Raw genomic sequence first — 24,118 nt, forward strand, 5'->3', positions numbered from 1 at the left:
TTGGCTATCAGCTATCGGCTGTCGGCTTTCATACCAACGGGTCCTTTAGCAATGTGAATGAATTAATTATCGGGCTTTGGCTTTGCAGTCCTAAGTAAAAGCGTTTAACCCTTGTTTGAATTTTTTATTTGACAGTAAAATAATGTTGCTTATCTCAATAAATTGACATCGAATTAAGAACTGATTGCTGAAAGCCGATTGCCGACGGCTTACACAATAAACGGCTTAATCACCCTCGCATTATGCTTTTTCAGCTCGACAAATAACTTATTGAGCATATCATCCCCATGATAAATTCCTATAATCGTGCCTCCTGAACCCGCAAATTTAGCTGATGCGCCACAAGCTCTCGCTGCATTGATCAGTTTTTTATTCGATTCAGGAACATTATATATCTTACATCTCAGGTCAAAATTCTCATTCATTAATTGATGCAGATCTTCCGGGCGGCCTTCCAGTAATGCTTTTTGCCCGTCTTCTGCTTTTTGCGCAATGGCCGCCAATGTGTCAATTATGTCTTTTTCACCGCGGTCATAACGGGTTCTCACATCGCTGTGAACTTTGCCAGAGACTTTGCTAAGATTGGTATTATAGGCAACGTATAATTTAGGAAGTAAGGCAGGATTTATTTTTTCATATTTACCATAACCCTGATCCTGGATTAGTTTCTGGTCAAAATCCATGTAAACACACCCTTCGTAACACTGGATAACCCTGTCCTGTAAACCAGCCGTAATTCCGAGTTCCTCGGTTTCAGTCACCATTACAAGTTGCGGAAGATATTCGATTGGAATTTCTACTTTATAAAACTGCATCAGTGCCCGGAATAATGCGACTACAATCGCACTCGATCCTGACATGCCAACCTGGCGTGGAATGGAAGACCTGTACCGTACAGTGAAGTTTCTGTTTGGCAGTTTGATATTATTTTCTTCACAATAATCTCCAAACTTTTTGATACCCGCTTTAATTAATGGTATTCCGCCATTATAACCAAGCATACTTACAGAATCACGGAGATGGAAAATACTCCGGAATGTGCTTTCATCCTGTGTTTGCGGGTCAATATGTAGTTCAGGAGATTCGTATAAAGAAATGGAAGCACCGAAATTTCTAACAGAAATAGATATCGTTTTCCCATAAAAACCATCGGAAGGATTGCCTAATAACCCGGCGCGGGCATAAGCTCTTGTTTCAATTATCAAAGTGAAGTTTTTTTTGTCAAATCTAATAACAAATTGACGACAGATTCCACTTTTGCCCCTGAATTTAGAAATTACGAAATCGAAAGTTCAGTAACCGGGAATAAAAAAAGCAGAACCCGAAATGTTGCCACTTCGGGTTCTGCTTTTAACAATATATCGGATTTATATTATTGTTTTATCAACTGGATATTAGCAATGATTTTTACATCGTCGCCCACTACAACACCACCTGCTTCGGTAACTGCGCTCCACGTCAGGCCAAATTCTTTACGGTTAATTTTACCTGTAACTTCAAAACCCGATTTATTCTGGCCATAGAAATCAGTCATATTACCGCCATATTCCGCTTTAAATTCAAAAGGTTTGGTAACATCTTTTACAGTAAGATCACCTTTTAGTGTGTAAGTATCATCATCAGTTTTAACCGAAGTACCAGTAAATGAAAGCTTAGGGAATTTTTCAGAATCAAAAAATTCAGCCGATCTCAAATGCTCATCACGTTGTGCCTGGTTGGTATCAATGCTCGTTGTATCAGCAGCGAATGTTATTTTGGCGCCGTCGAAATCTTCTGTTTCTGTTTCAGCTGATCCTTCAAAAGTTTTGAATGAACCCGTTACAGTTGAAATTACAAGATGTTTAACTTTAAATTGAACTTCGGAATGTGTTGGGTCAATGACCCATTTTGTAGTTGCCATATCAGTTTTAAAATTTTATGTATTTACATTTAATGTATATACATGTAATTTATAAAAATGGTTTCATTTTTATAAAAAAAATCTCAATCATATTTGATTGAGATTTTAAGAAGCCAATTTTTTATTGATGACGTTCAAAGCTTGAAACTTTGAACTCCATTAATTCGGCATATCAAAAATACTATCGTCAATTTTAGGGTTGATCTCAACGGATGCGATCTTGTTGACCATAGACATACCTGGCATCGCAGTAGTTGTTACCTCCGAGGAGAATGGAAATGTTATTCCGTCAATCTGTTTAAAATCGGATTGTAAACTTTCCGTTTTTATGTCTTGGCCATTCATAGGAACTGTTGCAACTATTTTCAGAATATAGAACGTATCTTTTGATATGTAATTTTCCTGCCTGATACCATTTTTTAAAGTCATCACGACTTTATATGTTTTAGCACCGGCAATATCCTGTTCACCTTCCAGAGCTAATGTGTATCCTTTTTGTTTGTAGTTGTATAAGCCGGTAAGATCAGTTTGTGAAACCATAGTCTTCACAACATCTTCCGGCAATGCCGTAGCTTTATCCTGTCCGGCCATTGGATTGATCATCCATCCTGTATTTCCATTCACAGCCTGTACGATCGTCATTCCCTGTGCCGTGGTTTCTGTCCTGAAACCTTTGTCCTGTACAATTGTAGTTGTTACCGGCATTTCCATATTCATCACTTCCATATTAGCAGAAATTTTCACACTTTTCAGCTTTGAAAGTTTATCTGCTCCACCCATGGCCGTAATGTGTTTTGCTACGATATCGTCTAATGATTGTGCATAAGATACATTCACAAATCCGGCGATAAGAATGATAACCAGTAGTTTAAAATATTTGTAATGGCGCATATCAGTTTATTTTTTGATAGGTAAAACTATGGATTTAAATTTTAATTTTTCAAACTAAGCTACATCATATTAATAAAGTCATAAAAAAAGCGGACAGAAATAATTCTGTCCGCTTCATTTCTATCTGCAATGTTTTTTTCAAGCTCTTGTTTATATTGTAAACTTTGAACTCCCTGTTACAAACCTTTAAATTAGTTTTTCAAAGCTTCTGCTCCACCAACAATTTCAAGAATTTCTGTTGTAATAGCAGCCTGACGTGTACGGTTATAAACCAGTTTCAGTGCTTTCAAAAGCTCCTGGGCATTTTCAGTTGCTTTCTCCATAGCTGTCATACGCGCGCCCTGCTCTGATGCATTCGATTCAAGAACAGACCTGTATAGTTGTATTTTCAACGATTTTGGAATTAACTCAGCCAGAATCTCTTCCTCAGTCGGTTCAAAAATATAGTTAACTTCTGACGTTTTGGTTTTTTTTACCGTTGAATCAGAAATAATCGGAAGATATTGATCCGTATGTATAATTTGAGTAGCTACATTTTTGAATTCATTAAATACCAGGTCAACAGCATCGTAGCGGCCTTCTGAGAAATCTTTCATGATGATTTCAGCAGCTTGTTTGGCCACAACAAAACTTAACCGGGTAAATAAATTGGTGAATTCAGTATTCACTTTAAAACCTCTGCGTACAAATGCTTCCGCACCTTTTTTCCCAATTGCGAATATCTCAACATTGCCTTTTTCAGCTTGCTGGGAATATTTTTCCTGGATAAGCAATAAAGTAGCTTTTACTATATTAGTATTAAAAGCGCCGCATAATCCACGATCGGAAGTTATTACGACGATCAATACTTTTTCAATTGCACGAACCGTTTTTAACGGGCTGTCGGATGAATTTTCTGTTCCTGCGGATACAGTCGATAGCATGTCACCAAGCTTTTGGGCATAGGGACGCATCTGGATAATGTTATCCTGGGCTCTGCGCAATTTTGCAGCGGCCACCATTTTCATGGCCTTCGTAATTTGCTGAGTAGAATTAACCGATACGATCCGGTTACGTACTTCTTTTAAACTTGCCATTCTTTAAGGAAGTCTGTAATTATAGTCTTTAAGTTAAAAGTTTAGAGTTCAAAGTGTAGCTATACCCTGAACTTTGAACTTTTAACTAATAATGATTAGCTTAATATTTTGCTGCTATTTCTCTTGCTACTTTATCAATGACGTCGGTTACACTGTTATCCAGCTTACCCGCACGAAGAGAGGCCAAAGTATCTTTATACTGTACTGAAAGAATTGTCAGAAATTCAGTATCGAATTCTTTCACTTTTTCAACAGGTACTTTATCCAGCAAACCTTTTGTCGACGCATATACCGTAGCAACCTGCATTTCAATAGGAACAGGAGCATACTGAGGTTGTTTCAAAACCTCCTGATTGCGGCGTCCGCGGTCAATAGCAAGTTTGGTAGCCGCATCCAGATCTGAACCGAATTTAGCAAAAGCTTCAAGTTCACGGAATTGAGCCTGATCAAGTTTCAGTGTTCCTGAAACTTTCTTCATTGACTTGATCTGAGCATTACCACCTACACGGGATACCGAAATACCTACGTTGATCGCAGGACGGATACCAGAGTTAAACAAGTTAGATTCCAAGAATATCTGTCCGTCGGTAATCGAAATTACGTTGGTAGGAATATAAGCAGAAACGTCACCAGCCTGGGTTTCAATAATAGGAAGAGCAGTTAAAGAACCACCACCTTTTACGATATCTTTCAACGAAGGCGGAAGGTCATTCATATTAGCTGCAATGCCATCGTCATTGATAATCTTCGCTGCACGTTCCAATAAACGGCTGTGCAGATAAAACACATCACCCGGATATGCCTCACGGCCGGGAGGACGACGTAATAGCAAAGAAACTTCACGGTAAGAAACCGCTTGTTTTGAAAGGTCATCATAAACAACCAATGCCGGACGACCTGTATCACGGAAATATTCACCAATCGCTGCACCTGTAAATGGAGCATAAAACTGCATTGGAGAAGGATCAGATGCTCCTGCCGCAACAATTACCGTGTAATCCATTGCACCATAACGACGAAGAGTTGCTTCAATACCTTTAATGGTAGAAGCTTTTTGTCCGCAGGCTACATAGATACAGAATACAGGTTCACCTTTTTCAAAGTATTCCCTTTGATTGATGATAGTATCAATGGCAACAGCAGTTTTTCCAGTCTGGCGGTCACCAATGATCAGCTCACGTTGTCCGCGTCCGATAGGTATCATTGCATCAATCGCTTTAATTCCTGTCTGAAGAGGCTCCGTAACAGGCTGACGGAAAATAACACCGGGTGCTTTACGCTCCAGTGGCATTTCGTACAACTTTCCTTGTATAGGGCCGTTTCCGTCGATAGGTTCTGCCAGTGTATTTACAACACGGCCGATAATCCCTTCACCAACTTTTACAGAAGCGATTTCTTTTGTACGCTTCACGGTGTCCCCTTCTTTTATTTCACTGGAATCACCAAGCAAAACTGCTCCGACGTTGTCTTCCTCAAGGTTGAGAGCGAGCGCCTTTAAGCCGTTATCAAATACAAGCAGCTCACCTGCCTGAACTTGAGAAAGGCCGTAAATACGGGCAACACCATCACCAACCTGAAGGACTGTTCCTACTTCTTCGAGTTCCGCTTCAGATTTAGCGCCTGCAAGTTGTTCACGCAGGATGGCCGAAACTTCATCCGGTCTAACAGATACCATAGTATAATTGACTTATTTAGAGTATAGTAGTAAGATATTGAAATCAGCCGCAAAGGTAGGGCTAATTTCGGTAAAAAAAGAATGTTTAATCCAAAAACAATAAGATGAAATTAGATTTTTCCAAGTTTATGTATTTCCTGTGCTTTTGCTTAAATAATTGACCGCTCATCATTCATTCCGAACGTTTTTAAAACTTTTTTAGGTACTAATTGTGTTTTTGTTGTAATTGAGTTCGTTAATAAAAATTACAGATCAATAATTAAATTTACTTACCATCTTTTAAGTAGAATGTACAAATTAGAAAAAACCATTTTAGCTGTTGTAATATGCGGAATTTTCACAACATCACAAAGTATTGCACAGACAACTAAAAAACCTGCCGCAGCTGTTCGTACTGTTAAAAAAGCTCCGGTAAGTGCCACAAAAACAGCTGTTACACCTGTTTTATTAAAAAATGAGATGGACTCTTTATCCGCTGCAATAGGAGTAAGTTTTTCGAATTCTCTTTCTTCTCAGGGTATAAGCAATATTAATTCAGAAATACTTACCAAAACCATTAATACTTCTCTTAAAGGTGGTAAAACTACTTTCTCTGCTGAGGAAGCAAATAAATTTATAGGAAATTATTTTCAAAAAATAATGGGAGAAAAACAGAAGATTGACGAAAAAAATGGTGCTGTTGTAAGAGAAGAAGGGGAGAAATTCCTGGAAGAAAACAAGAAAAAAACGGGTGTTGTAACCACAGAAAGTGGCCTGCAATATGAAATTATAAAGGCAGGCGATGGTCCAAAGCCGACTGCAACAGATAAAGTTAAGACACATTACCATGGTACATTAATCAATGGAACGATTTTTGACAGTTCAGTTGACCGTGGCGAACCAATTGAATTTCCGGTTAATGGAGTTATTAAAGGATGGACAGAAGCACTTCAGTTAATGCCGGTAGGTTCAAAATGGAAATTATTTATTCCGTATCAGCTTGCGTATGGCGAACGGGCAGCAGGCCCTCAGATCCCGGCTTATTCGGCTTTGGTGTTTGAGGTTGAATTATTGGAAATAGTTAAATAGGAAAAGTGAACGATGAAAAAGTACTTAATTACTCTTATTCCGGTTATATTGCTAGGTTGGCAACGTGGTCCCGTTCAGGAAAAAGAAACGGTCGCTGTTACACCTACCTCGTTAGAAGAAGACATCAAGCCAATTCCTGCACAACAAAAGGCTGAGGAACTAACCACGCGTATTTTATCAAGTTATCATTATCGTAAATTAAAGCTCAATGATTCATTGTCTGCTGCGATTTATGATAAATATATTGATGGTATAGACCATGGCCATTTGTATTATCTGGCTTCGGATCTTGCGGAATTTGAGAAGTACAAATTATCGTTTGATGATTATTTACAGAACCGGGAACTTGATGTTCCTTTCAATATTTATAATGTTTTCAGAAAACGTTATAAAGAACGCAGTGACTACATTCAGACACTTTTGAAAGATGGTAAGCCATTCGATTATTCTGTGGATGAATCAATTAATACAGATCGTGAAAAGGCACCTTGGGCGAAAAGTACAGCTGAGCTGGATGATACCTGGAGGAAGTATTTAAAAAGTGAGGCATTGGACCTTAAACTTGCCGGAAAAGCTGATACTGCTGTTGTTTCTACATTGCGCGACCGTTATAAAAACAGGGACCGTGCATTGGGACGTATCCGTACTGAACAGGTTTTCCAAATGTTTATGAATGCTTATGCTGAATCTATGGATCCGCATACAAGTTACTTCGCACCAACTGATGCTGGTTTGTTTAAACAGGAAATGAGCCAGTCTCTGGAAGGAATCGGAGCAGCACTTGGGGAACAGGATAACTACATTGTAATTAAAGATATTATTCCGGGTGGGCCTGCCTTTAAGGGAAAACAACTCAAAAAAGAGGATAAGATAGTAGCCGTTGCCCAGGGTGATGAAGGTAAAATGGTGGACATTGTCGGCTGGTTTGTGAGTGACGCTGTTAAATTGATAAAGGGTCCAAAATCAACTGTTGTGAGATTACAGATCGTTTCTGCTGACGCACTTTCGGGCAGTACTCCAAAAGAATATAGATTAGTCCGGGAAAAAATCAAACTGGAAGACCAACGTGCAAAAAAGGAAATTGTATCAATTAATTCTGGTAAGAAGGATTACAAAATTGGTGTAATTGATATCCCAATGTTCTACCGTGATTTTGAGGGTGCACAGCATAAAGAAAAAGAATTTTCGAGCACAACCCGTGATGTACAAAAAATAATTACTGAACTGCAGGCTGAAAATGTTGACGGTATTGTAATCGACTTACGTAATAATGGCGGTGGATCACTAACAGAAGCTGTTTCGCTGACTGGTTTATTCATTAACAGAGGGCCGGTTGTTCAGGTAAAAGAAGGCCCGGGCGAAGTAGAAGTTCAATCGGATAATGATCCTACTATCGCTTATGATGGTCCAATGGCCGTATTGGTTAACAGGTTCAGTGCCTCTGCTTCTGAAATTTTTGCGGCGGCAATCCAGGATTACAAACGCGGAATTATTGTAGGTGAGCAAACTTACGGTAAAGGAACGGTACAAACCTTGATTGACCTGAACCAGTGGGCACCAAAAGAAACGGATCAGCTAGGACAGGTGAAACTGACAGTTGCTAAATTTTACCGGATCAATGGTAGCAGTACACAGCTAAAAGGTGTAATGCCGGATATGGAACTACCAACAGCGTTCAAAATCAATGAATATGGTGAAGGTTCACAGCCAAGTGCTTTGCCATGGGATCAGATTGCTTCATCAAAATATGAGTTAACAACGCATGTTAATGATAAAGTAATTTCTCAGTTGCATGATAAATACAATCAGCGTCTTAAAACAGACGAAGAATTGAAATCTTTAGTAAAAACGCTGGATGAATTTAAAAAAGCACGTGAGAACAAAATTGTTTCTTTACAGGAGTCGATACGTAAAGTGGAACGTGCTGATGCTGAGAAGAAAAGAGCTGCATTGAAACAGTTAGGTGAAGAAGGAGATGAGGACGAGGATGAACTGGATACTAAAACCACCGCAACTCCAAAAGAAGTAAAGAAGAAAAAGGATATTTACATAACAGAAACCGGGCGCATGCTGGCGGATCTGATTGTAATTTCTAAGGAGCCAAGCCTGGCAGGAGCTAAGAAAAAATAATTTGATATTTGTTTTAAAGATTAAGGCGCGGGGTAGATCATCTACTTCGCGCTTTTTACTTGTACATTTTGTAGAATGACTGGTAATTCTTTCAGAAAATTATTTTTAGTTTATAAAAAACAGAATGTATATTCGGGAATGAGAACATTTACAATACAAACCGCACGCTTTATCCTCACCAAAATGATTGATGGTGACCAGGATAAATATTATAGTTTGTGCCGTAATGAAAATGTAATGAAGTTCGTGACAGGCCATGCGCTATCACGGGAAGAATCTGATAAAATGTTCCGGGAATTTTTGATTGAAAATAAAAGCGATAATTATTTTGGCAGATATTTCATAGAAGAACGTTTCACCGGCGAATTGATCGGCGCAGTCAAACTGGATAAAATATGGAATGAAATTGAAATTGGCTATCGAATTATGGAGGAGTATTGGGGCCGGGGAATTGCGACTGCAATAGCCAAGGATTTAATTTCTTTTGCCCGGGATACCCTCAATGCAAAAAGGGTAATTGCTTTTGTGAATGTTGAAAATGCCGCTTCTATCCGTGTCCTGGAAAAAGCTGGCATGGATAACATTGCAACTATTAATGATTTTACTGAAGTTAAATATAAATTCAGCTATTCAACTCAAAAAAGTACTGTTGTGAAAAAACTGGTGGATGCTACTGTGGAGTTGGTAGAAGGTAGTTTGAAAAACCTGAAAGAGATTTTAGAAAAGTAGTGATTGGAGCATAAACTAAGGCTTTCCAAGTTTTTAAGTCGGGGACGCCTAGTCGGGGACGCCTAGTCGGGGACGCCTAGTCGGGGACGCCTAGTCGGGGACGCCTAGTCGGGGACGCCTAGTCGGGGACGCCTAGTCGGGGACGCCTAGTCGGGGACGCCTAGTCGGGGACGCCTAGACATGGACGCCTGGTCCTGGAAAGTCTGAACTACATCAAAACTTACCATTCTCATCTGCAAGAACATACCTGAAAGTAAAATAGCTTGATTCTTCTGTTGGCACATCTTCCGGCGCACCTTTATAATAACTGATAATCTCAATTTTGGCAAATTTCCCTTCTGCCGTTTTCACAACAATAGTCCTGCCAACAATTGGTAAAATAGCATGAACACTCATGTCGTATTTATACCATGAATTTCCACTGCCTCCGGGAATAGCATTTCCAGCTTCTCCATCCATTTTATAGCCGTCTTTCGGTGCATTTTTAATCATTTCAAATGGCTGTTCCAATACCTGCGCTGCTCCCTGGCCTGGCCCGCTTGTACCTCCATTTACTGCAATGGTAGTTTTACTGAATGCCAGGTCCCATTTTGTCGTTTTGGCTTCGTCGGCTGTTACGTCTTTACCCGTTTCAAGACTGAAATAAGCGTAAGGTTTTGTATTTGCATTCAGATCTTTTATGACAATAATTTCGGATGCAAAAGGGGTATATACAGTTACAGGATCAGATATATTTTTCAGGCCGAAAGATGGCTTTGAAATGACCGGATTTAACAGAGTCAAAACAGGAAGTAATATTGATATAAGCATTTTTTACGTCTTTGAAATTTAAAAAGTCAGGAAGACAAGTTTTTACCATGTTCTTCCTGACTTAAAATAATTGAAAATTAAACTCCTTTTTTAACCAGTTTGTATTCCAGTTTTGGTTTGCCTCTTTCTCCGCCATCACTCGCATGGAAGCTCAGGAACCGAAGTTTGTAAACATTCCCGGCAGAATCTTTAATCACATAAAAACGATCCGTTTTTACACCAACTGTGCCACCTGATGTTACTCTCCATTTTGAACCTATCAGATCACGATCCGCAGTAAATGTAACTGCTGCAATGTTGCTTTCAGCAAAAGCATCGTATGTTGCTGTTGTTGTTAATATTTCCGCTGCAGTTACACCAGCCAAATGATTGATGAAAACAAGGTCAGAAAATCCGTAAGGAATATTTTCTGTTCCTGTGGAAGTAAAGTACATGCTATATCCCCATACAATATCCCAACGTGCTTGTGCAGGTTGAACATTAACGGCAGCGCCTGTCACAAGTGAAACAAACTGGAAATTGTATGCCGGATCTTTTGTAATATCAATTGATTTGAATGTTGTATCATTCAGTAGTGCGTATTGTAACGTGTAGCCTGTCCCTTTACGAACTATACGAATTTTGTATATCTGTTCAACTGGCAATACTGTTGCTGAACCACCTTTACGGTTAACTATATACACTTTGTTGTCTGTATCCGTTGCTGAGATTTCCTTTATCAGCGTTTCTGAAAGATTACCTGTTATGCCGTCCGATAGCGCAAGTGTACCTTGTCCCTGTCCCAATGCAAGTTTGGTAAGGTCTATATCGGTGGCGGATACTGCGTTGAGATCAGATTTGTTAATTTCTATTGCCGAAGCACCATTCGTAGTATTGATAATTACTCTGAAATCAGTACCACTGTTAAAGCCTAAATCCCAGCTATCGCGAAGTACAGGTGTTTGCGTATTTGCACTTAAATCCAGAAATACAGAATTTGCAGCACTTGAACCAGCTTCACTTCCGGCAATTCCGTTTAATTGGATACTTGTCCCATCTGAAATAATAGCTTTGAAACTTAATTTTAGCTCTGTGTTGGTACCAATGAGTACGGGTGCTGTTACAGAAGCTATTTTAAATTGAATGCTTTCGTCTCCATTCAAAAGAACACCTGTTTTTTTATTTATTTTAAAAGAAACTCCGGTTGCTCCGGCAGGAACTATTAAAGCTATGCTGTTATTGGTAGCGGCTGGTTCAGTAGTAAATTGCGTGTCATACGTTAGTAGAGTAGGTGTGAGCGAAACAGTGATCGGGATAGAGGTTTCTGCTGCTCTGCTCAATGTGATTTTTACTTCAGCCTGCTCTCCGTCAAAACCTTGTGCAGTGGATTCAAATGCAGCCAGATTATCTGGTAATGGCGGTTCGTCATCCGAGCAGGCACTGAATATTCCTAGAAATGCAAAGACGAGTAAAGGTTTAATTAACTTGTTCATAATTGTTTGATTTAATGGAAACGGGTAATTTTTTTATTTTTTAGACCAGTTGATATTCACACCGAAAAAATAGGAACGGCCATTGAAACCTGGTCCGCTTGCATCATGTCCAGAACCTATTGTGGTGTTTCTTATAGAGGTAAGGTTGAAAAGATTTTTTGCCCCGCCAATCAGATTGATATATTTTCCGACGGTTTTGGTAACAGTAAGATCAGCCATATTGTAACTGCTGATTTGTCTCAGGCTTGCTGTGACGGGTGTTGAATTGATTATAGCGTAGGCAGGTTTTTTACCCGTAAATTTGTAAAACAGATTGATACTCGTACCAATTTTTGGGAAAGTGTAAATGATATTGGCATTTATTTCAGGCGACCAGACAAATTCAGGCAATGATGCTACATCTTCTGCATCTTCAAGAATTTCATTGTAAGTTCCGATGTAAGTTGCTCCGAGCGTTGCCTGTAAGTTTTTCCAGTAAAATTTATTATCCAGACTGAATCCGGTCGTTTTAAACAAACTGATATTCAGATAAGTGGTTTGAGTAGGATTTGTCGGATCAAAACCTGTATCAATCCGATCATGAAATATATTATAAAACCCTCCCAGTGTTGAAGTGATTTTAAGAGAAGATTGCTGTAAAGCGTGCCATACGAGAAAAGCATTGAAACTATTTGAATACTCCGCTTTCAGATTGACGTTGCCATTAATGGAGTGCGATGCATCATGAAAGTTAAAATATAATTCACGTAATGCCGGTGAACGGAAACCCCGTGCATAACCCATCCGAAAGTCGAGGGATTTATTGAGAGTAATTTTAGCATTGACGGACGGGATCGCCGGAGGAGCATCATAGACCGAGTTTTTAATGAAACGCAAGCCCGGACTTAGCTTAATGGCTGGCGTTAATTTTAGCTCTGAGGAAACGAAAAATGCATATTCATTAATAGTTGGCGAACCCAAAATACGCTGTCCCGTGCTATGGTTATTGTTAATTTCAATTCCTGGCAGCAAAGTCACATTCGGAGAAACTTTATAAAGTGCAGTTCCCCTGAAAAATAGAGTTGTAAACACGGATTTATCCTGTGCGCCAGCATCAAGCGAAAGTGTACGTTTTCCTGTATTAAAATCTATATTGGTACTAAGTGTTTTTCGGCTGTAATCGGTATAGGAAAGCGCGCCTGTAAACCCCAATTTATCACTGATCTGGTATTCTCCCTGAGCCTGGTGAAACAAACGTTTCGTGATATAATCTTTGTCTCCGGCTGTTTTCAGCAAATTGATATTTCCAAGATATTTAATGGTTTCATCTGTTCCGTTGAAGCGGTACCATGCATTCCATTTTTCTTTTCTATATCCCAACCCACCGCTGTAAAGCATTTGTTCTTTGGGCATCCAGGCTTTTAACCTGCCCGTGGAATCTCCCTGCCATCCGCCAAAATTATTTCGGGTAACATTTCCAAAAAGCTGAAATCCATTCTTTTGCCAGGTTACACCAACATTCTCATTATGGGATCCTTTTTTAGTAAATGCATTATATTCATCACTGACAGTCTCTTCCTGAATGCGCGCTGAAACTGTAAGATTGTCGCTTCCGTCTCCTTTTTTAGTAATGATATTAATTACACCAGCCAGTGCATCAGTTCCATAAATTACCGACATAGGGCCTTCTACGATCTCTATGCGTTCAATTGTATTGATATCAATTTGCCCTAAACTTTCACGCGTTGCACCGCGGTCGACCATGGGAACACCATCCAGTAATATTTTTACGCTTTGGCCAGTCATGCCCATTAACTGAATATCTGTTGTACCCAGTGTAGGATCATTTGAAAAGCGTATGCCCAATTCTGTATTAAGTACGGTTTGTATGCTGGTTGCACCTCGGAGCCGGATACGTTCGCTGTCAATCGTCCTTACCTGATACACAGAATTACGAATGGATTGTTTCCCAAACTGACCGGTAACGACAGCGTCTTCCAGCGAGATTCCTGTTTCCTGAAGTTGTATATTTTCAAGGATGGTCGTTTTGCCGGCATTTATTGTTACCGACACTTCTTTTTTTGCATTCCCCAAAACACTTATGATCAATGTATACAATCCTTCCGGTGCTTTTAAATGAAATTTCCCTTCTGAATTTGTAGTATTTCCGTATTTCGTGCCTTTCAATGTAATATTTGCGCCTTCAAATGCCTTGCTGTCCTGCGCTAAAATCTGTCCCCTTATTTCGCCGTTCTGTGCCGCTATTTTTTGTGAGCCAAGCAAAATAAGAATCCAGATGAGTGTAACAATAGATTTCATCAGGAGGTTATGTCAATTTAGACCAATTATATTTTGCAAAGAAAATCTTATTTAGACTAAATACAAACATTAATTAAATAAATATTTGAAACAGGCAGGAATGCTTACCTTATTTCAGAAGTACAGACAGAGATTGGAAAGGCTAATAAAAGGAGATAGGTACAAATTGAATTGTACCTGAGGAGATAAATCAAGAAGGATTCAGCATAGGTTATTCATTTTATTAGTAGTCTCTATGCTGAATAATTCAGAGACAATAAGCGGTATTTATTTTATTACAGCTTTCAAATCAACCGTTACAACATCTTTTAGTTTGAAATCTTTTTCACCCAATTTATAATCCAGCCGGTTTATTTCAAATGAACTTGATAGTGCATAACTCCCGTCAGCATTTTTTTAGCTTCAAAAGGCAGGGTTACCGTTTTAGAAACATCTCTGATTGTCATTGAACCCGTTGCCTGAAATTTATCACCTTTCTTCTCAACTTTGGTCGATTTAAAATGAATTTCAGGATATTTTGATACATAGAAATACTTCTCACTTTTCATGTCTTTATCCCGTGTATTATTGCCGGTTTTAAATGTATTAGCCGCAATTGTCAGATCGAAAGAGCTACTCCCGGGATTTTTCTCATTAAATATTGCACTTCCTTTTGGCGCGTCAAATGTGCCGTGGCAGGTTCCGAATATGAATTTTACACTAAAATCCGTAGAACCGGACACAATTTTTGAGGTTTGGGAATAACTTTTTTCCGTTGTTAAAACGAAAGTGAGAAGGAGCAGTATTTTAGCAAGAATGTTCATCGCGGTTTATTGATATGTATAATTTATTGATTAATCAGAACTACGATGGATGTCAGATAAAGGTTGCCTGACGATTTTTATTGTTCTTCCAGAACCGATTCACCTTCTGAAAAATCGCCGGCAGTCCACTTCCATTTTTCATGCAGGCGTATTTTTCCATTATATAAAATTTCAGGAGTAGACCGGCATATTCCTGTCATAATTTCTCCTTGGATGTTTATTTGGTGATAACGCATATCCAGGCAGCCTTTATCGTCAACAAGTGCGATCAATTGTCCTGACCGGATTCGTCCTCCGGAATAAGTACAAGTCACTATATTTCCGGATTGTTTGTAGACAAATTGCATACTCAGATCCACCTCGCCATTTTCAGAATTAGAGATCGGATTGAAAATTATATTATTGTAGTTAATCATATCATCATTGTAAATCTGAAATTAAACTGATTTTCTGGAACAGAGGTCGTCAAGACTTGCTCCCAGTTTTTTTAACATTTCAACTTGTTTCGCCTGGATTTCAAACAGGGTTTTGATTTGTTCTTCCAGCAAAAGATCAACTTTCTGATGCAGGCTGCGGACTTCGAGTTCAGCTTTTAAATTAACCATATAATCGTTTTCGGCCCGCATTCTGTCTTTTTCCTCCGTCCGGTTCTGGCTCATCATAATGATCGGAGCCTGTAATGCTGCCACACACGACAAAATAAGATTCATTAATATAAATGGATATGGATCAAAACGCTGAGCCTGGGGAAGCGTAGAATTGTAAATGATCCATACAATTAGTATTACCAGAAAAGTAATGATGAAGGTCCAGCTTCCGCCAAATTTTGCAACTTTATCCGACACTTTTTGTCCGGGAGTTACTTTTTCGGCAGGAGGATGCAGCAGGTTACTCACCAGAATATCTTCTTCTTTGATGGATTGCAAGACGATTTCATGAAGTTTTTTTATTTGTGCATCCTGTACATTCAGGATATCATTAATTTCCTGCTGATCAATGTCCATAAGTATTTTTTGTTGTGAAATTACAAATTTGCGCGGCTATTTACGTATACCTTAATCTGGAAAGCACTAAAATACTTAATCTATAATTTTGACAGAGAAATGGGCTCTACTTTAAAAATTTCTCTTGTTTGTCAATACTCTTTAATAAATTTGAAGTGTAAATCAGAATTAACATTATTTCAGAACTAATGTACTCGTGGCTAACGTTATGCAACACAACCAGAACGGAAGTAATAGTTGTGGTTTAACACACCGGTATACTTTAATAATATTTTATTCAGTAGCTTATAATTATCCTCAGTTCCTGTTATGAAACTAGTGCCCATAGAGAAGCGTAGCGGACTTACCCGCGAAGAATTCATTGAAAATTATTTAAAGCCTAGTCGTCCCGTTGTTTTCACCGATCTGGCAAAGGATTGGCCGGCAATGAAAAAATGGACTTTTGAATGGCTAAGAGAAAATCACGGACAAATAGATGTGCCTCTGGTTGACAACCATATGCACGATGCTGATAAATATTTTCAGGTGGCCAAAACGATGAAATTTGGCGACTATCTAAGTTTAATTGAAGCAGGGCCAACCGATTTAAGGCTTTTTTTGTTTGATATTTTTAAAAAAGCACCTTCGCTGACAGCCGATGTTAATTTTCCGACTATCATGGACGGATTTTTAAAATCTTACAAATTTGTATTTTTCGGTGGCCAGGGTTCCATTACCAATCTGCATTATGATATGGATTGTTCAAATGTATTTTTGACCCAATTCCATACCCGTAAACAAGTAATCTTGTTTTCTCCTGAGGAAAGTACAAGGCTATATCAGCATCCGTATACGGTGATGAGCAAGGTAGATCCATTGAACCCCGATTATGAGCGTTTTCCTGCCATGAAAGGAGCAGTGGGCCATGAAACCACTTTATTACATGGAGAAACTATTTTTATTCCATCACTCTGGTGGCATTATATCCGTTACATCGATGGCGGTTTCAGCCTGGCTTTAAGAGCAAATAACTCGGTATTTACAGCTGTTCGCGGCGGAATGAATATTGTACGCCATACTTTTGTGGACAAAGGAATGACATCACTTCTGGGCATCGGATGGCAGCACTGGAAGGAGAAAAAAGCAGTTGAGAAAGCCCAATTATTAATTAACGAAGAAGCTTAAAAGGTACAGAAAGACGCATATCGGGGAAACTATTTTATCTTTGATATGCGTTGTTTTTTGTATGCACTTTAAGCTTTGTTATGGATTTTGAACTTACTTCTGAATACAAACCTACGGGAGATCAGCCCGAAGCAATAAGACAACTTTTACAGGGAATTGCAGCAGGTGAACCAGCCCAGACTTTACTGGGAGTAACCGGCTCAGGAAAGACTTTTACAGTTGCCAATGTGGTAGCTGAAATTAACCGGCCTACTCTGGTATTAAGCCATAACAAAACTCTGGCAGCTCAGCTTTATGGTGAGTTCAAGCAATTCTTTCCTAAAAATGCGGTTGAATATTTTATCAGTTACTACGATTATTATCAGCCGGAAGCATTTATTTCAAGCAGCAATACGTACATAGAAAAGGATCTGAAGATCAATGAGGAAATTGATAAACTTCGGTTGCATACGGTTTCTTCTCTTATGAGCGGACGCCGTGATGTGATAGTTGTCGCTTCGGTTTCCTGTATTTATGGTGCCGGTAATCCTAATGAATACAAGAAAAGCATTGTCAGCGTTAAAGTTGGCGATGTGGTCAGCAGGAATCAGTTTTTATTCCGGCTGGTTGAAATTCTGTACAGCAGGACCGAAGTCGAATTCTCACGTGGTACTTTTCGTGTAAAAGGAGATACAGTTGATATTTTTCCGGGCTACGCCGATTTTGCCTACCGTGTGATTTTCTTTGGGGACGAAATTGAAGAAATACAGCGCATTGAACCTGACTCTGGGAAAAAAATATCAACTGACCGCGCAGTAGCAATTTTTCCTGCAAATTTGTTTGTAACAGGGCGTGATGTTTTAACACAATCTATTAAAGAAATACAGGATGATCTGACACAACAGATCAAATATTTCGTAAGCGAAGGCCGGCTTGCAGAAGCTGAACGTGTGAAGGAACGGACTGAGTTCGATATGGAAATGATGCGGGAACTGGGTTACTGTTCCGGCATTGAAAACTATTCGCGCTATTTTGACCGGCGTTTACCCGGTCAGAGGCCTTTCTGTTTGCTCGATTATTTTCCCGAAGATTTTTTGATGGTTGTAGATGAAAGCCATGCAACTATGCCGCAGATAAGAGCCATGTGGGGAGGTGACCGTTCGCGTAAGGAATCTCTGGTAGAATATGGTTTCCGTTTGCCATCGGCTATGGATAACCGTCCGCTTACATTTCAGGAATTTGAGGATATGACACCACAAACTATTTTTGTAAGCGCCACGCCAGCCGATTATGAATTGCGCCGTTCAGAAGGTGTTGTAGTTCAGCAGATTATCCGCCCGACTGGTTTGTTGGATCCTGAAATTGAAGTACGCCCAAGTTTAAACCAGATTGATGATTTACTGGATGAAATAACGATCCGTATTAAACAGGGAGATCGTGTATTGATTACGACATTGACTAAGAGAATGGCTGAAGAGCTGAGCAAATACCTGGATAAAGTTGGTATTAAATGCCGCTACATTCACTCGGAAGTAAAGTCTCTGGATCGCGTTGAAATTTTAAGGGAATTAAGATTGGGCATTTTTGATGTTTTGGTTGGTGTCAATCTGTTGCGTGAAGGACTGGATTTACCCGAAGTTTCTTTGGTTGCCATCATGGATGCTGACAAGGAAGGATTTCTGCGCGATGTCCGTTCTATGATACAAACCATCGGGCGTGCTGCCCGAAACGACCGGGGGAAAGTACTCATGTATGCGGATGTGATGACAGGTTCGATGCAACAGGCTATCGAAGAAACAAACCGACGCAGGAGTATTCAGCTAGAATATAACCGCGTCAACGGAATAACGCCGACTACAATCCTGAAATCTAAGGAAGCCATTATGACACAGACTTCGGTGGCGGATTCCAAGGTTCGGAAAGTATATGTGGAACCAAGCGAAATACGTATTGCAGCAGATCCTGTTGTGCAGTATATGGGTAAAAATGACCTTCAGAAATTGCTAGCGGAAACCCAAAGAAAAATGGAAGCCGCAGCGAAAAATCTTGACTTCCTGGAAGCAGCCAGATTACGTGATGAGTTATTACAATTGAAGGAAAGAATAAAAGAAAAGGTTTAAAAACAGGCTGTTTTTACGATATAAGATCAAATAAGCTGGCTTTACCATTGGTAAGGCCAGCTTATTATTTTTTTAATTACAGTATCAAACTAATTTTATAAACTTTGGTGTCTATGATTCATGTATGCTATCACTAGATGTACATGATTTTGTTATAATAAATTTTGTTACTTTCCATATGAAAGAAATTTGCTTACTGGGATTTTTGTTGTTTTTGTCTTTTGTGACAATGGCTCAAAAAAGAATCAATTTCAGCGTTCCCAAAATTACGAACGGAGCAGATCTTCATGTGAAATTTAAAAATTACCAATTGATCAAAACCGATCTGGAAAGTGTTTTTTCCAAACTGAAACATGAGCTGGACGGGCAGGTGGAACTGGCATTCTCTGATCAGTTAAGATGGACTTTTGATGTTACGGAAAATACTTTACTTTCTTCAAAGTATTTTGAAACGGTGGCTTCGAACAATGGTTTGCGCAAAAGAATTAATCCCACGATAAAGACATTTTCTGGTGTATTAAAAGGCGGACAGGGAAAAATTTCTCTCACCGTTGATCATGGTTTTTTTACTGCAGTTATCACCGAAGGTGCACAAACCTGGTATATTGAACAGGCTCAACACATTAATGGTGAAACAGATCAGGAAATACTGTTGTTATACAACACAATAGATGTAATTGATAGCCAGCTATTTCGTTGCGGCGTTGAGGATGATAGAAATAAGGCAAATGAATTCCGTTTGCCTGATACCGGGATGAGAACATTTGCTAATTCTTGTAAAGTAGTAGAACTGGCAATAGCTTCGGATGCCAGTATGTTTACAAAATTCGGAAGTTCAAGGGCAGTATTTAACCACAATATTGCTGTGATGAATAATGTGGCAGTACTATACAGGCACGAGTTCACGGATAATATCGAGTTTAGTATAGTTACCCAGTATGGAAGTGAGGGTTACACCAATGACCCTTTGTTCCCAAATACAACTTCTACTTCTCCCGGTATTGTATTATCTGCGTTTACAGCATGGGGTCAGACAAGAAACTTTGGAACTACTTTCGATATCGGGCAATTCTGGACTAACCGTGATTTTGATGGAACAACCGTCGGGCTGGCTTATCTTGGAACGGTTTGCAGTAGTTATAAATACCATGTTCTTCAGGATTTTTCATCCAACATTTCGTCTGTTTCCGTAATGACTGCACATGAAATTGGCCACAATTTTAATGCAAGTCATGACCCGCCCGGTTCACCAACTATTATGGCTCCATCTGTTAACATGACAAGTACCTGGTCATCAAATTCAGAAACTGATATAAGCAATCACATTACTTCCAGAACCTGTTTAAGTGATTGCGATGGAACGGTGAATCCTGTTTTTTTAGCTATACCTTCTGCCGTTTGCGTAGGAGGAACTGTAAAATTTAAAGACAAAACGATTAACGGTTCCAACCGAGCCTGGATTTTTCAATCAGGTAGTCCTTCGACTTCTACTGAGGCACAGCCAGCAATTACCTATTCAAATGAAGGAACATATGATGTGAATCTCTCTGGTAACGGAACCGCAAATTTGTTTTCAGATAACTATGTGATAGTAAACAATCCGGTTTTGAATACATTTTCCTGCCCGTTGCCAAGTGGCACGCCGGGAAATGCTGGTATTAAATATTTTTCTCTGAATTCTATTAGTATGTCGTCCGGAAATGCAGTTTCGGACGGGGATAAATATGTTAACAGATCGTGTACACAAATTACTGATTTACAAACAAATACTTCTTATGATGTAATTGCCAGTATTGGGAATTATGACAGAGACGTGACACCCACTTTATATGAGCGCATTAAAGTATATATAGACTATGATAATGACGGTCTTTTTAATGAGTCGAACGAACTGATTGTTAATTCTGATGCTTCGTGGGCAGGATACCTGACTTATGATCCTATCAGCAGGCCCTGGCTAAGATTTTCGACACCTTCAAGCGTTACTAAAAATAAAATATTGAGACTGAGAGTTATTACAGATACATCTAATCCCAACAGTGCCTGCTACAATACGGTTGATGGCCAGGTTGAAGATTATGGTGTTGTTTTTCATGACAGTAATATATCGTTACCTGTTGACCTGATATCATTTTCTGGTAAAAAAGTAAATAATTATAATTTGCTTGAATGGAAAACGGTGAATGAAACAGAGATGCGGTCCTATACTTTGGAAAAAAGCGAAAATGGATCCGGATTTTCTGATGTTGGTACAGTTTGGTCCAATAATACAGGTAAAAACCAATTTAACTATCAATGGAAGGATGATGCAATATCTAATTATACAGGAGGATATTATTATAAGCTCAGGATGGAAGAACTGGATGGAAAAGTCAGTTTTAGTAAGATCATATATATCAAAAATCCTGATGTCAAATCAGGACTGACTTTACAAAACTGCCAGACATTGATCGGTGAAAATATAACTTATGAATTAGTATCAGACATTGACCGGCCTGTAAATATTACATTGTACAACATGATGGGGAGTCGTGTAAAAAACTGGAAAAAAATACTTTTTAAGGGAACCAACCAGATTAGGGATGAAATGACAAATTTAAATTCAGGATTGTTATTCCTGAGTATACAGACAGATAACCAGCCAGTTATTGTTCAAAAAATATTAAAATAAAAGCAGTTTATAATAAATGGGGTTGTCAGATAGTTTTGGCAGTCCCGTTTAACAATTCATTCAATAAATTTTTATCAGATTTAATTGAATCTTTCAACAATTTCAGGGCTTCTTGCCAATTATTTACCCTTGTGTGCCTTGTTACATTTATATTATGCCCGGCGGTAAAAAGTATGGGCATTCCTTTGCAAAAATCCAGATTTTTTAGGTGGTCATCAATAAGAAAATCAGTATCAATTACACTTTTGTCTCCACAAAATATAATATTTTTCCAGGAGATAAATGGAAAATGCTCGTTAAGCCAGTCATATTTTTCTGGCAACGAATTCGGAAATTCCATGGCTGCTGAAACGATGTATACCTCGAAATCATTTTGTAATTCAAGTAACGCTTCCTGTGCTCCGGGCACAATGGGTGCATGACGGAAAAAACCAGGTTTGTATAACAAACTTCTGGCAGCTGCCGGATCGGGAAATGCTTCGTCTTCGGGTTTGCCCAATAAATCCGCCTTTTCAACTTTTATACCAAATTCTTTTTCATATAAATTAATCCAGTTTGTTTCAATGTCTACAATAACATTGTCCATATCGATTGCGATTGTCTTCCTCATTTCCAAAAGTTGTTTTTTAATATTTGCTATATGTTGCAACAAATTTACATTAATATTGCAATATATAGCAAATATGTAATAAAATATTTCTTAAATTTGCGTAATATTGAAACAAATTATGCTAAAAGAAGAAAGATTTCAGGTTATATTATCTCAGCTGAACCAGGATCAGAAAGTACATCTTGCAGATTTAAGCCAGATTTTAAAGGTTTCGGAAGATACGGTTCGGCGTGATATTAAGGAGCTTGCAGATCAGGGGCTTTTAAAATCAGTAAGGGGAGGAGCAGTACCTCATTCACCGGGGCCGCATCGTTTTCATGACAGAATTGAATATGGCAATGAGCAAAAAGAAATCATTGCCAAAAAGGCACTGGATTTTTTAAGAGACGGACAGGTTGTGATTTTTGATGGCGGCACATCAGCCATGCTTATTGCACAGGCATTGCCAAAGGATATCCGGCTTACAGTGGTAACTAACAGTTTTCCGATTGCGAATATCCTGGAAGTACATGAAAATGTAGAAGTACTGTTTGCAGGTGGAAGGCTTCTTAAAAATTCATTTGTTACAATTGGAAATGAAACCATACGGTTTTTTAAGAAATTCAGGGCAGACATTTGTTTTCTGGGAATTTGCAGTATCCATCCTGAACTGGGAGTTACAGGGCCAGACTATGAAGAAAGCGAAGTGAAAAAAACAATGATCGAATCTTCCAGAGAAATTATTGCACTCGCTACGATTGAAAAACTGGAAACAGCAGAAGCGTATTATGTTTGTCCAACCGGCCAGTTAACAGCCATCATTACAGATCAATCCAACGATTTTCCTGAGTTTGAAGTGTATAAAAAGATGGGAATCAAAATGGTATAACAATTGCTTTTACTTATTTTGGCCCCATTCGGATTGCTCCGTCCAGCCGGATTACCTCGCCGTTTAGCATAGGGTTTTCAACAATAGATCTGGCAAGCCAGGCATACTCGTATGGTTTTCCGAGGCGGGATGGAAACGGGATTTGCTGTCCAAGGGAAATTCGGGCTTCTTCGGGCAATCCCATCATTAAAGGTGTTTCAAACAATCCGGGTGCAATAGCCATTACGCGAATTCCGGATTTTGCCAGATCGCGTGCAACAGGTAACGTCATGCTTACAATACCTCCTTTGCTTGCTGCATAAGCAACCTGTCCCATTTGCCCGTCATACGCTGCAACTGAGGCTGTATTGATGATAACTCCCCGTTCGCCATCATCATTCGGTTCATTCTTTTCCATGGCAAAAGCAGCTAACCGGATTACATTAAATGTACCTATCAGGTTTACTTTAATTGTTTTTTCGAAAAGATCCAGCGAATGTGGGCCATAAATACCTTCTGATTTTCCAACAGTTTTGCGAACGGGAGCAATACCGGCACAATTCACGACAATTTGAATAGTACCAAATGTTTCCAATGCCAGATTGATTGCATCATGCACATCGTTTTCACTGGAAACGTCGGTTTTTATGAATTTAATTTTTGAAGAGAATTCTTGTTCCAGCGCCTTTCCGGCAGTTTCGTTGAGGTCAAGAATAATTACGTTTGATCCATTGGCAGCAAAGTATCTTGCAGTCGCTTCACCTAAGCCGGATGCGCCTCCGGTAATAAGGGCCGTGGAATTTTTTAGTTGCATAGCGTGAGGCTAATTCCTTTTGGTTACCATTTCAGGTTTTTCGGAATAGGATGTTTT

Annotated in this window: 20 protein-coding genes; 7 read left to right on the top strand and 13 right to left on the bottom strand. The window is 39.1% G+C overall.

Annotation, left to right across the window (positions count from 1 at the left end):
- Positions 1-209: 209 nt before the first annotated feature.
- The 5 genes from KZC02_RS20350 to atpA form a co-directional block, all read right to left on the bottom strand.
- Entirely contained in the window at positions 210-1,205 is a 996-nt protein-coding gene (locus KZC02_RS20350) for a mevalonate kinase (RefSeq protein ID WP_221390376.1), read from the bottom strand.
- Between the two features lie 167 nt (positions 1,206-1,372).
- On the bottom strand, positions 1,373-1,900 hold the full coding sequence (locus tag KZC02_RS20355) for a YceI family protein (protein WP_221390377.1): 528 nt from the start codon (positions 1,898-1,900) through the stop codon (positions 1,373-1,375).
- Between the two features lie 159 nt (positions 1,901-2,059).
- Positions 2,060-2,791 carry an outer membrane lipoprotein-sorting protein gene (locus KZC02_RS20360; protein ID WP_221390378.1) on the bottom strand — a complete coding sequence of 244 codons (732 nt, stop codon included), beginning with the start codon at positions 2,789-2,791 and terminating at the stop codon, positions 2,060-2,062.
- A gap of 191 nt (positions 2,792-2,982) precedes the next feature.
- A complete protein-coding gene (gene atpG, locus KZC02_RS20365) occupies positions 2,983-3,867 on the bottom strand; it encodes an ATP synthase F1 subunit gamma (protein ID WP_221390379.1) in 885 nt (294 codons plus the stop codon).
- A gap of 100 nt (positions 3,868-3,967) precedes the next feature.
- On the bottom strand, positions 3,968-5,542 hold the full coding sequence (gene atpA, locus KZC02_RS20370; RefSeq protein WP_221390380.1) for a F0F1 ATP synthase subunit alpha: 1,575 nt from the start codon (positions 5,540-5,542) through the stop codon (positions 3,968-3,970).
- Positions 5,543-5,830: 288 nt separating this feature from the next.
- On the opposite strand from atpA, the gene KZC02_RS20375 reads away from it, so the two are divergent.
- From KZC02_RS20375 to KZC02_RS20385, 3 genes are all read left to right on the top strand, one after another.
- The gene (locus tag KZC02_RS20375; protein ID WP_221390381.1) at positions 5,831-6,610 is read left to right on the top strand and encodes an FKBP-type peptidyl-prolyl cis-trans isomerase; all 780 of its coding nucleotides are present in this window, start codon (positions 5,831-5,833) and stop codon (positions 6,608-6,610) included.
- Positions 6,611-6,622: 12 nt separating this feature from the next.
- Positions 6,623-8,740 (top strand): carboxy terminal-processing peptidase, encoded by a 2,118-nt coding sequence (locus KZC02_RS20380; protein ID WP_221390382.1) that lies wholly within the window; start codon positions 6,623-6,625, stop codon positions 8,738-8,740.
- 138 nt (positions 8,741-8,878) lie between these two features.
- Positions 8,879-9,469 (top strand): GNAT family N-acetyltransferase, encoded by a 591-nt coding sequence (locus tag KZC02_RS20385; RefSeq protein WP_221390383.1) that lies wholly within the window; start codon positions 8,879-8,881, stop codon positions 9,467-9,469.
- 213 nt (positions 9,470-9,682) lie between these two features.
- Here KZC02_RS20385 and KZC02_RS20390 read toward each other — a convergent pair whose 3' ends face one another.
- The 6 genes from KZC02_RS20390 to KZC02_RS20415 form a co-directional block, all read right to left on the bottom strand.
- Positions 9,683-10,279 carry an HmuY family protein gene (locus KZC02_RS20390; protein ID WP_221390384.1) on the bottom strand — a complete coding sequence of 199 codons (597 nt, stop codon included), beginning with the start codon at positions 10,277-10,279 and terminating at the stop codon, positions 9,683-9,685.
- 77 nt (positions 10,280-10,356) lie between these two features.
- Positions 10,357-11,751: an HmuY family protein gene (locus tag KZC02_RS20395; protein ID WP_221390385.1), complete on the bottom strand. Its 1,395-nt coding sequence runs from the start codon at positions 11,749-11,751 to the stop codon at positions 10,357-10,359.
- 33 nt (positions 11,752-11,784) lie between these two features.
- The gene (locus KZC02_RS20400) at positions 11,785-14,049 is read right to left on the bottom strand and encodes a TonB-dependent receptor (RefSeq protein ID WP_221390386.1); all 2,265 of its coding nucleotides are present in this window, start codon (positions 14,047-14,049) and stop codon (positions 11,785-11,787) included.
- A 350-nt stretch (positions 14,050-14,399) separates the two neighbouring features.
- Positions 14,400-14,852 (bottom strand): YceI family protein, encoded by a 453-nt coding sequence (locus KZC02_RS20405; RefSeq protein WP_229253694.1) that lies wholly within the window; start codon positions 14,850-14,852, stop codon positions 14,400-14,402.
- A 77-nt stretch (positions 14,853-14,929) separates the two neighbouring features.
- Positions 14,930-15,268 carry a n-acetylglutamate synthase gene (locus KZC02_RS20410; RefSeq protein WP_221390387.1) on the bottom strand — a complete coding sequence of 113 codons (339 nt, stop codon included), beginning with the start codon at positions 15,266-15,268 and terminating at the stop codon, positions 14,930-14,932.
- Between the two features lie 21 nt (positions 15,269-15,289).
- A complete protein-coding gene (locus KZC02_RS20415) occupies positions 15,290-15,856 on the bottom strand; it encodes a DUF1003 domain-containing protein (protein ID WP_221390388.1) in 567 nt (188 codons plus the stop codon).
- A gap of 309 nt (positions 15,857-16,165) precedes the next feature.
- Here KZC02_RS20415 and KZC02_RS20420 point away from each other — a divergent pair, with 309 nt between their 5' ends.
- From KZC02_RS20420 to KZC02_RS20430, 3 genes are all read left to right on the top strand, one after another.
- Positions 16,166-17,020, top strand: coding sequence for a cupin-like domain-containing protein (locus KZC02_RS20420; RefSeq protein ID WP_221390389.1), 855 nt, complete (start codon positions 16,166-16,168; stop codon positions 17,018-17,020).
- 80 nt (positions 17,021-17,100) lie between these two features.
- Positions 17,101-19,119, top strand: coding sequence for an excinuclease ABC subunit UvrB (uvrB, locus tag KZC02_RS20425; protein WP_221390390.1), 2,019 nt, complete (start codon positions 17,101-17,103; stop codon positions 19,117-19,119).
- A 229-nt stretch (positions 19,120-19,348) separates the two neighbouring features.
- Positions 19,349-21,790: a M12 family metallo-peptidase gene (locus KZC02_RS20430; RefSeq protein WP_221390391.1), complete on the top strand. Its 2,442-nt coding sequence runs from the start codon at positions 19,349-19,351 to the stop codon at positions 21,788-21,790.
- Between the two features lie 25 nt (positions 21,791-21,815).
- On the opposite strand, the gene KZC02_RS20435 is transcribed toward KZC02_RS20430, so the two are convergent.
- Positions 21,816-22,400 (bottom strand): 5' nucleotidase, NT5C type, encoded by a 585-nt coding sequence (locus tag KZC02_RS20435; RefSeq protein ID WP_221390392.1) that lies wholly within the window; start codon positions 22,398-22,400, stop codon positions 21,816-21,818.
- A 118-nt stretch (positions 22,401-22,518) separates the two neighbouring features.
- On the opposite strand from KZC02_RS20435, the gene KZC02_RS20440 reads away from it, so the two are divergent.
- Positions 22,519-23,268: a DeoR/GlpR family DNA-binding transcription regulator gene (locus KZC02_RS20440; protein ID WP_229253695.1), complete on the top strand. Its 750-nt coding sequence runs from the start codon at positions 22,519-22,521 to the stop codon at positions 23,266-23,268.
- A gap of 13 nt (positions 23,269-23,281) precedes the next feature.
- Here the strand turns inward: KZC02_RS20440 and KZC02_RS20445 are convergent, their stop codons facing one another.
- The gene (locus KZC02_RS20445; RefSeq protein ID WP_221390393.1) at positions 23,282-24,061 is read right to left on the bottom strand and encodes a 3-hydroxyacyl-CoA dehydrogenase; all 780 of its coding nucleotides are present in this window, start codon (positions 24,059-24,061) and stop codon (positions 23,282-23,284) included.
- Between the last annotated feature and the right edge of the window lie 57 nt (positions 24,062-24,118).

It is taken from the genome of Dyadobacter sp. NIV53 (assembly GCF_019711195.1).
GTDB lineage: Bacteria > Bacteroidota > Bacteroidia > Cytophagales > Spirosomataceae > Dyadobacter.

Excerpts from the sequence above, each read along its gene's own strand:
- KZC02_RS20355 (WP_221390377.1), bottom strand. The coding sequence starts at position 1,900 with ATGGCAACTACAAAATGGGTCATTGACCCAACACATTCCGAAGTTCAA.
- KZC02_RS20360 (WP_221390378.1), bottom strand. The coding sequence starts at position 2,791 with ATGCGCCATTACAAATATTTTAAACTACTGGTTATCATTCTTATCGCC.
- atpG (WP_221390379.1), bottom strand. The coding sequence starts at position 3,867 with ATGGCAAGTTTAAAAGAAGTACGTAACCGGATCGTATCGGTTAATTCT.
- atpA (WP_221390380.1), bottom strand. The coding sequence starts at position 5,542 with ATGGTATCTGTTAGACCGGATGAAGTTTCGGCCATCCTGCGTGAACAA.
- KZC02_RS20375 (WP_221390381.1), top strand. The coding sequence starts at position 5,831 with ATGTACAAATTAGAAAAAACCATTTTAGCTGTTGTAATATGCGGAATT.
- KZC02_RS20380 (WP_221390382.1), top strand. The coding sequence starts at position 6,623 with ATGAAAAAGTACTTAATTACTCTTATTCCGGTTATATTGCTAGGTTGG.
- KZC02_RS20385 (WP_221390383.1), top strand. The coding sequence starts at position 8,879 with ATGAGAACATTTACAATACAAACCGCACGCTTTATCCTCACCAAAATG.
- KZC02_RS20390 (WP_221390384.1), bottom strand. The coding sequence starts at position 10,279 with ATGCTTATATCAATATTACTTCCTGTTTTGACTCTGTTAAATCCGGTC.
- KZC02_RS20395 (WP_221390385.1), bottom strand. The coding sequence starts at position 11,751 with ATGAACAAGTTAATTAAACCTTTACTCGTCTTTGCATTTCTAGGAATA.
- KZC02_RS20400 (WP_221390386.1), bottom strand. The coding sequence starts at position 14,049 with ATGAAATCTATTGTTACACTCATCTGGATTCTTATTTTGCTTGGCTCA.
- KZC02_RS20405 (WP_229253694.1), bottom strand. The coding sequence starts at position 14,852 with ATGAACATTCTTGCTAAAATACTGCTCCTTCTCACTTTCGTTTTAACA.
- KZC02_RS20410 (WP_221390387.1), bottom strand. The coding sequence starts at position 15,268 with ATGATTAACTACAATAATATAATTTTCAATCCGATCTCTAATTCTGAA.
- KZC02_RS20415 (WP_221390388.1), bottom strand. The coding sequence starts at position 15,856 with ATGGACATTGATCAGCAGGAAATTAATGATATCCTGAATGTACAGGAT.
- KZC02_RS20420 (WP_221390389.1), top strand. The coding sequence starts at position 16,166 with ATGAAACTAGTGCCCATAGAGAAGCGTAGCGGACTTACCCGCGAAGAA.
- uvrB (WP_221390390.1), top strand. The coding sequence starts at position 17,101 with ATGGATTTTGAACTTACTTCTGAATACAAACCTACGGGAGATCAGCCC.
- KZC02_RS20430 (WP_221390391.1), top strand. The coding sequence starts at position 19,349 with ATGGCTCAAAAAAGAATCAATTTCAGCGTTCCCAAAATTACGAACGGA.
- KZC02_RS20435 (WP_221390392.1), bottom strand. The coding sequence starts at position 22,400 with ATGAGGAAGACAATCGCAATCGATATGGACAATGTTATTGTAGACATT.
- KZC02_RS20440 (WP_229253695.1), top strand. The coding sequence starts at position 22,519 with ATGCTAAAAGAAGAAAGATTTCAGGTTATATTATCTCAGCTGAACCAG.
- KZC02_RS20445 (WP_221390393.1), bottom strand. The coding sequence starts at position 24,061 with ATGCAACTAAAAAATTCCACGGCCCTTATTACCGGAGGCGCATCCGGC.